Genomic DNA, 12,936 nt, shown 5'->3' on the forward strand with positions numbered 1-12,936 from the left:
GTACGCTCCGTATCCATGCACAACGAGGAGACCGGCGCCCGTTCCAGCGGTTCCGGGCCCCGCCGCCCGGCTGCGCCCGGCCTGGACGGAAAGGCCATCGGCGAGCGCGTCCGCGCCCTGCGCCTCGACCGGTCGCTCACCCTCCGCGGGCTGGCGGCGCGCCTCGGGATCAGCCCGAGCGCCCTCTCCCAGATCGAGCGCGGCCGGCGGCGCCCGTCAGTGATGCGGCTCTACCAGATCCTCACCGAACTGGGCGCCCCCGCGTCCGCGGTGTTCGGCGGCGCTGACCCGGCGCCCGTCGGCGCCCCGGCGGCCGGCCCGCCCGGAACCGCACCGGCCGTGGTCGCGCGCCGGGACGACGCGGCCGTCGTCGAACTCGCCCACGGCGTGCGCTACCGGCGGCTCTCACCCGCACCGCTGGCCAAGGCCGGGCTGTACGAGTGCGTCTATCCCCCCGGCGCCTACTCCGGCCCCGACGCCGAGTTCCTCACCCACACCGGGCACGAGACCGGCAGCGTCACCCGCGGCGTGCTCACCGTCGAGATCGGCGGCGAGCAGTACGCGCTCGGCCCCGGAGACGCCATCGCCTTCCGCTCCGAGCGCCCGCACCGGATCGCCAACCTCGGAGCCGTCGACGCCGCCGCCGTCTGGCTCAACCTCGACGACGGCAGCCCCTGACACTTCCGCCCCGAAACGACCCTCCGAGGGGGCAATCGGAGGTCCGGGACGGTGGTCGTGCACAGGCTGATCCTTCGCCGTCCGATCCCGCGGAGAATTGTGCGAACCCCGGACGGAGCCCCCCGGACGTGCGAAGATGGGCACTGCCCGCACCGAGGGGCGCGGGCAGCGGAAAGGGACCTGAGGGGGAGGTCTCTTTCTGCGATCCCCCTTCTTCCAACGGATAGGGGGACGGCCCCCTGCGGGCCGGGTGGCCCGCCACAATTCCTTGCTGCCGCTGTCTGGGGGGACCGGCCGAGGGTGTGGCGGGCCCCTTTTTCTGTCGTTCTGCGGGGCCGGGCCGGGTGGCCCGCCACCGGTGCTGCTTGCTGCCGCTGTCCGAGGGACCGGCCGAGGGTGTGGCGGGCCCCTTTTCCTGTCGCTCTGCGGGGCGCGGCGGCCCGCCCATCGCGCCACCCCGGGCGATCGCCCCGGGCCGAGCGGCCGGCCTTCCGGGCTCTGCCCGGCCCACCGCTTTCTATGCTGGGGGGATGACGAGAGACGACCGGGGTGCGGTGGAGCGCAGGACCGTGCTCACTGCGCTGCTCGGCGCCGCCGGCGCGGCCGCGCTCGCCGGGTGCGCGGGCGGAGTCGGCGACGGGCGGCCCGCCCCGGCGCGCCTCGCCATCGCGACGGGGCCGCCCGGCGCGGTCTTCCGCGAGATCGGGGCCGCTCTCGGGCAGCAGCTCGACCGGGACCTGCCGGACACCGAGATCGACGTGCTGCCCACGCACGCCTCGGCGGAGAACCGGCGGCTCGTCGCCGGCGGCGAGGCCGACATCGGCATCGCCAGCCTCGACTCGATCCCCGTCCACCGCCCCGGCGTCGACGCGCTGTGCCGGCTCTACGACAGCTACCTGCACCTCATCGCGCTGCGCAGCTCCGGCATCCGCACCCCCGGCGACCTGGAGGGGCAGCGCGTCTCCATCGGCGCCAGCGACTCCGGGACCGAATACACCGCGCGGCGCCTCACCAGCCTGCTCGGCATCTCCATCGACGCCGTGCTGCTCGACCAGGCCGATTCGGCCGCCGCGCTCGCCGACGGCTCGATCGACGCCATGTTCTCGCTGACCGGGGTCCCGACGCCCGCCGTCACCACCGTCGACGAGCGCGCCGACGTCCGCGCCATCGACCTCGCCGCCGCGGCCGACGCGATGGCCGACGCCTACCCCGACGTCTACTACCCGGCGACCCTCTCGGCCACCGCCTACAGCGGCATCGACGCCAGCCCCACCTTCACCGTCCCCAACATCCTCATCGCCCGCCCCGACCTGCCCGACGACGTCGCCGAGACCGTCACCAGCACCGTCTTCACCAGCGCCCCGCGCATCGCCGAGACACGGCCCGAAGCCGGCCAGATCAACGTCCGCACCGGCATCGCCACCGGCGCGGTGCCGCTGCACCCGGGCGCCGTCCGCTGGTTCCGCGCCCAGAAGATCTGAGGCGTCTGCCGTTCAGGCGGTGCCGCAGCAGCGGCGGGCGAGTGCCGCCGACGGAGACGGGCCCGCGGGCATCCGGGGCGTGCCAGGGCGGCGCGCAGCAGGAAGTGGTCCACCAGACACGCCCTAGTCCGCGGTGCCGTCCCGGGGACCGGTCCCGCCGGCGCCGCCGTCCACGGGGGCGTCCCCGTCCCGCTCCTCGGCCGGCGCAGCCCCCTCGGGTGCTGCCGGCAGCCGCACCTCGACGTCGAGTCCGGTACCGCGCTCGGAAGCCCGGCCGGGAAGCAGCTGCAGCGTGCCGCCGGCCGACTCCACCAGGTCGATGCAGATCGCCAGGCCGAGCCCGGTGCCCTCGGTGTTCTGCTGCGCGGCGCCCCGCCAGAACCGCTGCCGCGCCTGCTGCCGCTCCGCCGCGGTCAGTCCCACGCCGTCGTCGGCGACGTGCAGCACCACGTCCGCACCGTCCGCCGCGGCGCTGAGCCGCACCTCCGCGGCGCCGGACAGCCGCGACGCGTTGCTCACCAGTTCGTCGAGCACACTGCCCAGGCCACCGGGCGGCGCCAGCGGCCGCAGCCCCGGCGCCACCTCCGAGACGACCGTCATGCCCCGCTCCGCGGCGAGCGCGCGCCACCGCTCGATCCGGGTGGCCAGGAGGTCGTCCAGCTCCACCGGTTCCGCGGCGCGCAGCGTGTCCAGCCGGGTCGCCGCCATCAGCGAGTTGAGCAGGCGGTTCATCGCCTTCGTCTCCTCCACGGCGTCGGCGTGCGAGGCCCGCGCCTCCGCGCTGTGCAGGTGCGGCTCCAGGTTCTCCACCGCCAGCCGCATGCTCGCCAGCGGATTGCGGAGCTGGTGGGAGGCGTCGGAGACGAACGCGCGCTGCCGGTGCAGCGCCCGCTCCACCACGTCGACCATCGCGTTGAACGACGCCGCCAGCCGGCGCAGCTCGGGCGGGCCGCCCTCGGCGTCGGCGCGGACCGAGAGGTCTCCGGCAGCGATCGCCGAGGTCGCCCCGTCGAGGCGGTCCACCGGGCGCAGCACCCACCGGGAGAGCGGCCAGGCGACGGCGCACAGCAGCGTCAGCGGCGCAGTGCCCAGCAGGGCCATCCAGCCCCAGGTGCCCAGGATCGTCGCGCGCAGCCGGTCGGTGGGGACGGAGAGCACCACCACCCCTTCGACCATGCTGTCCCGGCCCACCGGCTCGGCGATGACCAGGTCGTTGCTGCTCCACGGCCACACCACGGTCGGCGGCTCGGGGCGGAACCCGGAGAGCGCCCGCTGCACGGCCGGGTCGGCGACCGCGGCGTGCGGGGCGCCCGAGGCATCCCCGCCCGCCTCCAGCATCGGCGTTCCGGCCGGGTCGGCGACGGTGACGTAGCCGCCGTACAGCTCCTGGTAGCGGTCGAGTTCGGTGACGAGGCCCTCGACCCGGCCGGTCTGCATCGCGGTGCCGGCCAGCGAGGCGAACCGGCCCGCATCGTTGAGCCGGTCGACGTAGACCTCCTGGGTGTGGCGCTGCGCGACGACGGCCGCCAGCGGTACTGCCAGCGACGCCGTCAGCAGGAAGGCGAGCGGCACGAGGATGGCCAGGAGCCGGCGGAGCACGGGGCCGTCCCGTCAGTCGCCGGCCGGCGGCGCTGCGGGCGCGTCGCGAACGGCTGATGCGGGCTGCCCGCCGGCGGGCGTGTCGGCTGCCGCGGCGCCGTGCGGTGTCTGTTCGGTCAGCCGGTATCCCACGCCGCGGACGGTGCGGATGGGCGCGCGCTCGCCGAGCTTGCCGCGCAGCGCCGCGATGTGGGTGTCCAGGGTGCGCGAGGACGACTCCCAGGCCGCGCCCCAGACCTGGTCGAGGATGGAGTCCCGGGACACCACCTCGGGGGCGCGGGCCGCCAGCAGCGCCAGCAGGTCGAACTCCTTGCGGGTGAGCTGCAGCGGCACGCCGCCCACCGCGGCCTGGCGGGTGGCCGCGTCCAGCGTGAGTGCGCCGACCCGGCGCGGTGGCACGGTCGGCGCCTCGGCGCGGGCCGGGCGGGTGCGGCGCAGCACCGCCTCGATCCGGGCCAGCAGCTCGTTGATGCCGAACGGCTTGACCACGTAGTCGTCGGCACCGGCGCGCAGCCCGCGCACCCGCTCGCGCTCCTCGGCGCGTGCGGTGACCGCGATGATCGCGGTGTGCGGGCGGTCGCGCAGCCGGCGGAGCACGTCGAAACCGTCGGCGTCGGGCAGGCCCAGGTCGAGCAGCACGACATCGGCCGTAGCCGCCGACAGCGCCCGCTGGGCGGTGGCGGCGCGCTCGACCTCGTACCGGGCGTTGCGCAGCGCCGTGACCAGCCCGCGCGCCACCCGGTCGTCGTCTTCGACCACGAGAATGCGCATCGGTGTCCATCGTAGATCGGTGCCGGCCGGCGTGCTGCGCGCGGAGTGGGGAGGCCCCGCGCGGCCGCTGGCGCGGAGCCGGACCGGGCTCCGCGCCAGCGGCCGCAGGAGGGTGTGACCGCGGGCGCCGCTACCCGATGAAGCCCTCGTCCTGCAGGAAGTACAGGGCGGCCGCGTCGGGCGAGGCGCCGTCGAGGTCGACCAGGCCGTTGAGCTCGATGATCCGGTCCTCGGTGAGCGCGCCGCCCAGCTCCTCGGCCAGGCCGCGCAGCTCCGGGTGCTCGGCGACGGTGTCCTCGCGCGCGGTGAGCGCGGCGAGCTGGGTCGTGAAGTAGCCCTCCGGGTCGTCCAGGACCTCCAGGTCGAGCGACTTCAGCCGCGCGTCGGTGGTGAACACCTCGGCGAACGTGCACGGATCGCCCTTGGCCACGTTGACGTAGTTGAGCGCCAGGTCCATCTGGTGCACGCCGCCGACCGGGAACGGGGCGCCGTAGTACTCCTGGAACGCGTCCCATTCGCGGTCCATGAACTCCGCGGCGCCGCAGAACGAGGCGTCGTCCGGGTGCTCGCGGACCATCGGCCCCAGTTCGGCGAGGCTGTCGACCTCGCCGGCCGGGCCCGGAGCGTCGGCCGCGCGGGCCACGCCGTACTGGTTGCCGAACTGCGCCGGGCCCAGCCATTCGATCCCGTTCTCGGCCAGGTCGCGCTCTGCGGTGGCGTCGAACTGCTCCTGGGCGCCGGCGATCCGCTCGTCCTCCTGGAGGTACTGGGTCCAGCCGGTGCCGGCGTACTCCCAGTACAGGTCGACGTCGTCGCCCTCCAGAGCGCCGCGCAGGATGTTGGAGCCCATCAGGCCGGTCATGTCCTCGGCCTCGGCTCCGGCGGCGCGCAGCGCGTAGACCGTGATCTTGCCGAGGATGACGCTCTCGGTGAACTCCTTGGAGGAGACCCGCAGCGAGGCGCCGGACAGGTCGATGTCGGAAGCGAGCGAGCCGCCGGCCAGGTCGGCCGAAGACGCGGTGGGCAGGTCGGTGCGCGGCGCCGGCGCGGAGCAGCCGGCGAGCAGCGCCGCGCCCGCGGTCAGTGCCGCGGCGCTGCGCACGGCGGTGCCGCGGGAGCGGAACACGGTGCGGATCATGGTGGGCGCTCCTCTCAGATTCCGCGCGGGCGGAGCACGTCCTCGACGATGCCCGCCAGCCAGTCGACGGTCAGGGCGAGTACCGCCACCAGCACGCTGCCGGCCACCAGGACGGCGGTGCGGTTCGAGGAGATGCCGTTGGAGATGACGTCGCCGAGGCCGCCGGCGCCGATGAAGGTGGCGAGGGCGACGGTGCCGACGGTGAGCACCAGCGCGGTACGGATCCCGGCCAGCATCACCGGCACGGCGAGCGGCAGCTCCACCTGCCACAGCGTCTGCCGGTGCGACAGCCCCATGCCGCGGGCGGACTCCAGGACGGAGGCGTCCACCTGCTCCAGGCCGACCATCGTGTTGCGCAGCACCGGAAGCACGCCGTAGACCACGATCGCGACGATGGCGATGGTGTAGATGCCCCAGGACACGAAGGCCACCGCGAACAGCACGATGAGGCCGATCGTGGGCACCGCCTGGCCGATGTTGGCGAGCGCCAGCACCGGTCCGGCGAGCGGGCGCGCCCAGGGGCGGGTCAGCAGGATGCCGAGCGGCACCGAGATCGCGAGCACGAGCAGCACGATGGCCGCGCTCAACCCGAGATGCTGTGCGGTGCGGCTGAGCAGGTACTCGGCGTTCAGGCTGCGCTGCTCGATGCGGTCCAGGTCCTGCGCGCCGAGGTAGAGGTAGAGCGCCGCGAGGGCCGCGACCAGCGCCGCGGGCGTGCCCGCGTAGCGCAGCCACCGGCGTGCACCGCCGGGACGCCGCCCGGGCGCAGTGCCGCCGGCGGTACCGGGGGCGCCGCCGTCAGCCCCGTCCGGGGCGGGATCGGCCGGAGCCGTGAGCGCTGCCACGGTCAGCGCACCCCCTTGCGCGCACCGCCGCGCTCGCCGCTCGGCTGGGGCAGCGCGGACTGCGCTCCGCCGCCGGCCGGCGCGCGGTGGATGAGCTCCTGGATGGCGGCCAGGTCGAGGGTGCCGCGGTAGGTGCCGTCGTCGCCGGTCACCACCGCCACATCGGTGTTGTTGGACAGCATGGCGTTGACCGCGTCGTACAGGGTGGCCTGCGGCGACAGCGGGCTCAGCACCGGCAGGCCGCTGCCGGTGATCCGGTCGTCGCCGGCCGCCAGGTCCCGGCCGAGCCAGCCCAGCGGCTTGCGGTCGGCATCCAGCAGCAGCACGAAGTCGCGGTCGGCGGCGCGCAGTGCCGCGCTGCGGTCGTCCCGGCCGGCGGCGGCGTCGACGGTCGGCCAGTCGGTGCGCACCGCCGCGTCGCCGAGCCGGGTCAGCGTGAGCCGCTTGACGAACGCGCCGGCGCCGATGAAGTCGGCCACGTAGTCGTCGGCCGGGTCGCTGAGGATCGCCTCCGGGGTGTCGTACTGGGCGATGCCGCCGTCGGTGTTGAAGATCGCGATCCGGTCGCCGAGCTTGACGGCCTCGTCGATGTCGTGTGTGACGAACACGATCGTCTTGCGGATCGTCTGCTGGATGCGGAGGAACTCGTTCTGCAGCGCCTCGCGGGTGAGCGGGTCGATCGCGCCGAACGGCTCGTCCATCAGCATCACCGGCGGGTCGGTGGCGAGCGCGCGGGCCACGCCGACGCGCTGCTGCTGGCCGCCGGAGAGCTGCTTGGGGTAGCGGTTCCGGTAGGTGTCGGGGTCGAGGCCGACCATGGTGAGCAGCTCGTCCACCCGGGCCGCGGTCCGCGCGGCGTCCCAGCCGAGCAGTTTCGGCACGGTGGCGATGTTCTGCGCGACGGTGCGGTGCGGGAAGAGGCCGGTCTGCTGGATGGCGTAGCCGATGCCGCGGCGCAGCGCGTCGGGGTCGACGCGGGTGACGTCGCGGCCGCCGATCAGGATGGTGCCCGAGGTGGGTTCGATGAGCCGGTTGACCAGCTTCATCAGGGTCGTCTTGCCGCAGCCCGACGGGCCGACGAAGACGACGATCTCGCCCTCGGGGATGTCCAGGCTGAGCCGGTCGATGGCCGGCCGGTCCTGGCCCGGGTAGGTCTTGGTGAGGTTCTCCAGCCGGATCATCGGCTCGGCGGAACCCGTCGCTGCGGTCGCGGTGGAGTCAGTCAACGCGGAGCCCCTTGGAGGTCGTGGCGCGGTTCAGCGCGGCGAAGGCCAGGTCGGCGAGGACCGCCAGCACGACGATCCCGAGGATGCCCTCCAGGGCGAGGTAGACCGCGAACGGCGTCCCCGCACTGGACAGGCCCTGGAGGATGAGGTTGCCCAGGCCCGGCCCGTTGACGGCGGCGGCGATGGCGGCGATGCCCATCAGCAGCTGGGTGGCGACCCGCAGGCCGGTGACGATGACCGGCCAGGCCAGCGGCAGCTCGATCTGGCGCAGGACCTGCAGCCGGCTCAGCCCCATGCCGCGGGCGGACTCGACGACCGCCGGGTCCACTCCGCGCAGGCCCACCACGGTGTTCCGGATGACCGGCAGCAGCGCGTACATCGTGAGCGCGATGACCGCGGGCGTGGTGCCCAGCCCGAACGGCGCGATGAGCAGGCCGTAGAGCGCATAGGAGGGGATGGTGAGGAAGACGCCGGCGACGGCGAGGACCGCGCCGCGCGGTGCCGCGCTGCGGTAGGTGAGGACGGCGAGGGGGACGCCGAGCACCGCCGCGGCGGCGAGGGCCTGCAGGACCAGCAGCAGGTGCTGCCCGGTCAGCGTCAGGACTTCGGCGTAGTTGCCGGCGAGGTAGTCGAAGAACGTCACTCCGCGGCCTCACGGGCCGCGGCGGTTCCGCGGCGGCGCAGCGAGCGGGGAACACCCCCGCGCCGCGCGGCCCCGAACCGGGGAGTCTGAAGAGCGCGCATGAGTGTCAGGATGACACGAATCGGACAGTGCTCCCTGCAACGCCCCAGCGCACGACCCCGCAGCCGGCCGCGGTGGAACCCGTCCCGTTACCGCCGGTTGTCCGGATCGTGTCGTCCCGGAGGTTTTGTCCCGCGCGCGGGCGGTCAGACGGGCACCGCCTCGAGCAGCCGGTAGCAGGACGGGTTCGCCAGCGGCTCGGTAGAGGCCAGGGAGAACCCGGCGCGGGCGCACAGGCGCGCGAAGTCGGAGCGGGTCCGCTCGCGGCCGCCGACGTTGACCAGCATGTTCACGTCGCTCACCGCTCGGGCCAAGGCCCACGCAAGGACGGCTTCGTCGGCAGACTTTCCGCTCTGTTCGGTCACTCCTGGCCGCTGTGTGGACAGAGTTTCTGCTGGTCGTGGGGTGGGTGAGGTCGTAGGCTCCCGCAGCTCTGCAGCCGACTTCCCGGTGTACATGGCGTCGGACAGGCGCAAAAGCGGCAGCGACGGCAGGGTTGGGCGGCGCCTCAGGCGGGCGGCCGGGTGTCGGCGGGCCGCGTGGCGGGGGACAAATGCCAGGAAATCGGACACTGCAACGGGGGCCCCTGTAAACCCGGCCCAAGTAAGCACGACCCTCCCCCCTGTGGACCCTGCACACAGGATCCGATTCCGTACCGCGCTGACCTGCGCAAACACGAGGTTACGCAGCGCCGCGGTGTCCGATTCCCGCGCACCCGCCTTTTCCGCGACCCGATCGGCGAAAAGGCGCGCTCGGTGGTCTCGCGCTGTCCCATTGTGGGTGGTTTGAGGCGGGAGAGGTTTCACCACCCCGCGAAAAGGAACGCGCCGCGCTCCTGCGCGTGGGCCCCCAGGTCGGACACCCGCGGTCCGCCGGCGCCGTTGCCCGGTTGGGCCCGAGATGTCGCCACGCAGAGTGAAACTGGCCCGGTGAATGGGGCGCGGGACGGTCACGCCTCCCGGGTTTTCCGCGCATCCGCCCTCGAAAAGGTGGGATTCGTGGCGCCGATGGGGTGTTACCAGCGGTTCGCGAACACCTGCCCGTGTCGGGTCCGCCTGCCGCCGACCCTGCAACCCCTGTAGCCCCGCTATTCACACCAGTTGCACCCGCCCCGCGACCCGCCGCCGACCCGAGGGCCCCGGGCGGCCCTGCCGTCGCTGCCGTCTTTGGCTTGTCCGACGCACTGAACACCAGTGAGACGGCTGCAGAGAAGCGGGAGCCTTCGGCCTTGTCCGTGCCTTCCCGGCGCCCAGTAGAAACTCTGGCCACACACCGGTTCCGGAGCGACGGGACAGAGCGGAAGCCTGCCGGCGAAGCTGTCCTTGTCGTGAAGCCTTACGCCCCAGCCCGGTGATCCGCGGCGGCTCTGGTTGCACGGGGCAGGGTGATAGGGGCTGCCGGCGAAGCCGTCCTTGTCTTGATGCCTTGCGTCCCCCGTCCCACCCCCGCGACCCCGGTTACGACCAGTGGCGGCGCAGGGTCCAGGCATGGGTGGCGGGGTCGACGGCGATGTCGGCGATGCTGGGTGTGCCCGCAGAGGACTCGGCGGCGACGCGGACGAGGCGGGCTGTCGCGGGGCGGTCCCAGGTGCCGATGATCCGGCGTACGCGGTAGAGGTCGCCGCGCCAGGTGAACAGGGCGGGGTGGCCGCCGGTGGTCGATCGGACATCGATCCGCTCGTTGTAAAGACTCACCCGGCGAGTCTATCGAACACCAGTTCGATGATCCACTCCGGTTGCGCGCTCCGGAGTGGAGATCCCTGCCGGAGCGCCCACAGACTAGGGGCAGTCGCGGCGGTGCGCGGGGATCAGCGGCGGGCGTGTCGCGGTCTGCCGAGTCCTGCAGGGCGGGCGATCCGGCGGCAGCCGGTCCGACCGGTCGTTATGGTGGTGGGTCATGGCTGACGGCACGGCGGACGCGATCGGGGCGGCGGAGCGGCGGGGCGCATCCGGCGTGCCCGCCCGGATCATGGCCGCTGCCACCCGGCTGTTCGCGGAGCGCGGCTTCGAACGCACCTCGGTGCAGGAGCTCGTCGTCGCGGCGGGTGTCACCAAAGGCGCGATGTACCACTACTTCGCCTCGAAGGACGACCTGCTCTACGCCGTCACCATGCGGCTGCTCGGCCGCCAGCGCGCCGCGATCGAGACCATCGCCGACGGCCCGGAGCCGGTGGCGGACCGCCTGCACCGCGCCGCGGTCGCCGTCGTCGCCGACACTGCCGCGCACTTCGACGACGCCGTGATCACCGTGCGTACCGCGCCGCTGCTCTCCGCGGACCGGCAGCGCTCGGTGCGGGTGGAGCGCCGCGCCGTCCACGACCGGTTCGTCGCGCTGGTGGCCGAGGGGCAGCGGGCCGGCGTGTTCCGCGCCGAAGTGCCCGCGCACCTCGCCCTCACCCAGTTCTTCGGTGCCGTGCAGCACATGGCCACCTGGTACCGGCCCGACGGCGGACTCGGCGGAGCGGAGATCGGCGGCCACTTCGCCGGCCTGCTGCTCGCCGGCCTCGGTGTCCCGCCGCAGGCCGTCGCCGGCGGTGGTGCGCCGGCCGGTTCCGCTACAGGAACAGGCGGCCCGGGCGGGTCCGGTCCCGGATCGCCGCCATCCGCTTGACCGCCGCCGGACGGCGGGACAGCAGGTTGTGGACGAAGAGGAAGCCGCCCCGGTCGCGGCCGGCCCGCTCGGCCATTTCCCCCATGTGCACCTCCTGGTAGAGGTGCGGGCCGCCGGCGATGAGGCGCACGGCGTGCGCGCCCTCCGGGCAGTGCGCGAGCGCGTGGTTGTCGGCCGTGTACTCCATCGCGCGGGCCAGCGCCGGGCCGAGGAGCGGCAGGACCCGTCCGGCGGCCGTGGCGGTGCGCCGCCAGTACGAGGCGTGGCCGGCGGCGATGTGGCCGAGCTGGTGGGCGAGGACGAAGCGCAGCGCAGCCGGGTCGCGCAGCCGCCCGCCGAGCGCGACGAGCTCCGCGGGGACGACGATGTAGCGCCGCGTCCCGTGCCCGCCGGCCCCGGTCCGGCGCCGGCCGGGTGCGGCGACGTAGGCGTCGGGGGTGCTGCGCAGTCCCATGTCGGCGGAGAGCCGGCGGATCTCGGCGTGCGCCTCGGGGAACTGGGTGGGGGAGACGCGCACCGCCTCGGCGCGCTGTTCGGCGTGGCGGAGGCCGCCGACCGACCAGTACGCGGCGGGAACGGCGATCAGGACGGCCGGCGCCCACCCGGGCACCGCGCCGATCCACAGCAGCATGGCTGCTGCGAGCGGCAGCAGCAGGGTGGCCGCACTGCACAGCACCAGGAGCGGCAGCTCCCACGGATGCCGTTCGAGGGCCGGCCCCTCGGTCACTAGGGCGGGTGAACGGTCCGCGGCCGCACCGCGGCCCGAGGCGGTCGCAGAGGTCATGCCAGGCGCCTCCCCGGGTGGTCGAACGCGCGCACCGACACGCGATGATCACGTCAAGTAATGGAATATTACTTTCCGAATCCATTGCGGTCCCTCACCAACCCCGCGTGTCTCGCGCCCCTTCACCCGCTCCGGCTGACGGACGGGGGCGAAGAGCGCGACCCGGTACCCCGCAGGGCCGAACCGGGCGTGCCGTCCGGCGCGCCGGACGGCGCCGGGGTCAGCGCTCGTAGGTGCGGAGTTCTTCGGCGAGGAGGTCGAGGAAGGCGTCGACCTGTGCGGGGTCGTAGCCCGGGCGGGCGCGGGTGGTGGAGAAGCGGACGCGTTCGACCTCGGCCGCGGTGAGCGGCGGAGCGGCGCTGCTGCCGTCGATGTGGGCGGAGAGGGCGCCCTCGGCGGCATCGAGGAAGTCGTCCACCTCTTCCTCGTTGTAACCCGTGGTGAGGCGGGTTGTGGAGAAGCTCTTGTTGCGGACGCCGGCCGGGGTGAGGGTGCCGCGGACGCCCATGGCCGGCGTTCCGCCGGCGCCGGGTGCGCCGCGCGGGGCGTCTGCCCCCGGCGGTGGATCCGCGCCGACGATGGGGACCGGGCCGGTGGCTGCGCGGTGCCGGGAGGCGCTCCAGGTCTCGGGTCCGGCGGGGGACGCCGGCGGCGCGGCGCCGTCCGGTATGTCGCCCCTGCGGGAGAGCCCGCGGGCACGCAGGTCCCGCGCGATCTCGTCGAGGAACTCGTCGACTTCGTCCTCGTTGTAGCCGGGCAGCAGCCGCGTGCCGCGGAACCGGGACGCCTCGATGTCCTCGGCGGTGAGCCACGCGCCGTCCGCGGGACCGCCGTCCAGCGCGGCGAGGGTCTCCTCGGCTCGGTCGAGGAGCGCGTCGACGTCGTCCTCGTTGTAGCCGGGGCGGAAGCGAACGGTGCTGAACCGCTTCTTTCTGATGTCGGCGGGCGTCAGAGGCATGCCTCTATTGTGCCGACTCGCCTGCCTGGGCTTTTCCGGGAGGGGTGGTGAGCGTCACGTGACGGGCGCCGCAGGCGCTCCCGCGGCATCCGCGCGGCGCGCGC

Annotated in this window: 13 protein-coding genes; 3 read left to right on the forward strand and 10 right to left on the reverse strand. The window is 74.0% G+C overall.

The annotated features are described in order from the left end of the window. The first annotated feature begins 15 nt into the window (after positions 1-15). Together ACYVGT_RS07325 and ACYVGT_RS07330 are read left to right on the forward strand one after the other, a co-directional pair. Entirely contained in the window at positions 16-678 is a 663-nt protein-coding gene (locus tag ACYVGT_RS07325; RefSeq protein ID WP_460855667.1) for a helix-turn-helix domain-containing protein, read from the forward strand. Between the two features lie 530 nt (positions 679-1,208). After that, complete coding sequence (locus ACYVGT_RS07330; RefSeq protein ID WP_460855668.1) at positions 1,209-2,159, forward strand: TAXI family TRAP transporter solute-binding subunit; 951 nt, start codon at positions 1,209-1,211, stop codon at positions 2,157-2,159. A gap of 123 nt (positions 2,160-2,282) precedes the next feature. Here ACYVGT_RS07330 and ACYVGT_RS07335 read toward each other — a convergent pair whose 3' ends face one another. The 8 genes from ACYVGT_RS07335 to ACYVGT_RS07370 form a co-directional block, all read right to left on the reverse strand. Then, entirely contained in the window at positions 2,283-3,758 is a 1,476-nt protein-coding gene (locus ACYVGT_RS07335; RefSeq protein ID WP_460855669.1) for a HAMP domain-containing sensor histidine kinase, read from the reverse strand. A gap of 12 nt (positions 3,759-3,770) precedes the next feature. After that, positions 3,771-4,529 carry a response regulator transcription factor gene (locus ACYVGT_RS07340; RefSeq protein ID WP_460855670.1) on the reverse strand — a complete coding sequence of 253 codons (759 nt, stop codon included), beginning with the start codon at positions 4,527-4,529 and terminating at the stop codon, positions 3,771-3,773. 130 nt (positions 4,530-4,659) lie between these two features. Then, a complete protein-coding gene (locus tag ACYVGT_RS07345; protein ID WP_460855671.1) occupies positions 4,660-5,667 on the reverse strand; it encodes a glycine betaine ABC transporter substrate-binding protein in 1,008 nt (335 codons plus the stop codon). 14 nt (positions 5,668-5,681) lie between these two features. Further along, positions 5,682-6,512 (reverse strand): ABC transporter permease, encoded by an 831-nt coding sequence (locus tag ACYVGT_RS07350; RefSeq protein ID WP_460855672.1) that lies wholly within the window; start codon positions 6,510-6,512, stop codon positions 5,682-5,684. 2 nt (positions 6,513-6,514) lie between these two features. Further along, entirely contained in the window at positions 6,515-7,738 is a 1,224-nt protein-coding gene (locus ACYVGT_RS07355) for an ABC transporter ATP-binding protein (protein WP_460855673.1), read from the reverse strand. After that, positions 7,731-8,381, reverse strand: a complete 651-nt coding sequence (locus ACYVGT_RS07360) for an ABC transporter permease (RefSeq protein ID WP_460855674.1) — start codon at positions 8,379-8,381, stop codon at positions 7,731-7,733. The genes ACYVGT_RS07355 and ACYVGT_RS07360 overlap by 8 nt, the downstream gene beginning before the upstream one ends. 245 nt (positions 8,382-8,626) lie before the next feature. Beyond that, positions 8,627-8,845, reverse strand: a complete 219-nt coding sequence (locus ACYVGT_RS07365; RefSeq protein ID WP_460855675.1) for a hypothetical protein — start codon at positions 8,843-8,845, stop codon at positions 8,627-8,629. Positions 8,846-9,937: 1,092 nt separating this feature from the next. Next, positions 9,938-10,174 carry a DUF6504 family protein gene (locus tag ACYVGT_RS07370; RefSeq protein WP_460855676.1) on the reverse strand — a complete coding sequence of 79 codons (237 nt, stop codon included), beginning with the start codon at positions 10,172-10,174 and terminating at the stop codon, positions 9,938-9,940. 202 nt (positions 10,175-10,376) lie between these two features. On the opposite strand from ACYVGT_RS07370, the gene ACYVGT_RS07375 reads away from it, so the two are divergent. Then, positions 10,377-11,090 carry a TetR/AcrR family transcriptional regulator gene (locus tag ACYVGT_RS07375; protein WP_460855677.1) on the forward strand — a complete coding sequence of 238 codons (714 nt, stop codon included), beginning with the start codon at positions 10,377-10,379 and terminating at the stop codon, positions 11,088-11,090. On the opposite strand, the gene ACYVGT_RS07380 is transcribed toward ACYVGT_RS07375, so the two are convergent. Together ACYVGT_RS07380 and ACYVGT_RS07385 are read right to left on the reverse strand one after the other, a co-directional pair. Beyond that, a complete protein-coding gene (locus tag ACYVGT_RS07380) occupies positions 11,035-11,874 on the reverse strand; it encodes a M48 family metallopeptidase (RefSeq protein WP_460855678.1) in 840 nt (279 codons plus the stop codon). The two genes, ACYVGT_RS07375 and ACYVGT_RS07380, sit on opposite strands and share 56 nt — an antisense overlap. Positions 11,875-12,094: 220 nt before the next feature. Beyond that, a complete protein-coding gene (locus ACYVGT_RS07385) occupies positions 12,095-12,832 on the reverse strand; it encodes a DivIVA domain-containing protein (RefSeq protein WP_460855679.1) in 738 nt (245 codons plus the stop codon). Between the last annotated feature and the right edge of the window lie 104 nt (positions 12,833-12,936).

This window comes from Nocardiopsis coralliicola, assembly GCF_054779695.1.

What these genes read in the sequence shown, in the direction of transcription:
- ACYVGT_RS07325 (WP_460855667.1), top strand. Translation starts at nt 16, where the DNA reads ATGCACAACGAGGAGACCGGCGCCCGTTCCAGCGGTTCCGGGCCCCGC.
- ACYVGT_RS07330 (WP_460855668.1), top strand. Translation starts at nt 1,209, where the DNA reads ATGACGAGAGACGACCGGGGTGCGGTGGAGCGCAGGACCGTGCTCACT.
- ACYVGT_RS07340 (WP_460855670.1), bottom strand. Translation starts at nt 4,529, where the DNA reads ATGCGCATTCTCGTGGTCGAAGACGACGACCGGGTGGCGCGCGGGCTG.
- ACYVGT_RS07345 (WP_460855671.1), bottom strand. Translation starts at nt 5,667, where the DNA reads ATGATCCGCACCGTGTTCCGCTCCCGCGGCACCGCCGTGCGCAGCGCC.
- ACYVGT_RS07375 (WP_460855677.1), top strand. Translation starts at nt 10,377, where the DNA reads ATGGCTGACGGCACGGCGGACGCGATCGGGGCGGCGGAGCGGCGGGGC.
- ACYVGT_RS07380 (WP_460855678.1), bottom strand. Translation starts at nt 11,874, where the DNA reads ATGACCTCTGCGACCGCCTCGGGCCGCGGTGCGGCCGCGGACCGTTCA.
- ACYVGT_RS07385 (WP_460855679.1), bottom strand. Translation starts at nt 12,832, where the DNA reads ATGCCTCTGACGCCCGCCGACATCAGAAAGAAGCGGTTCAGCACCGTT.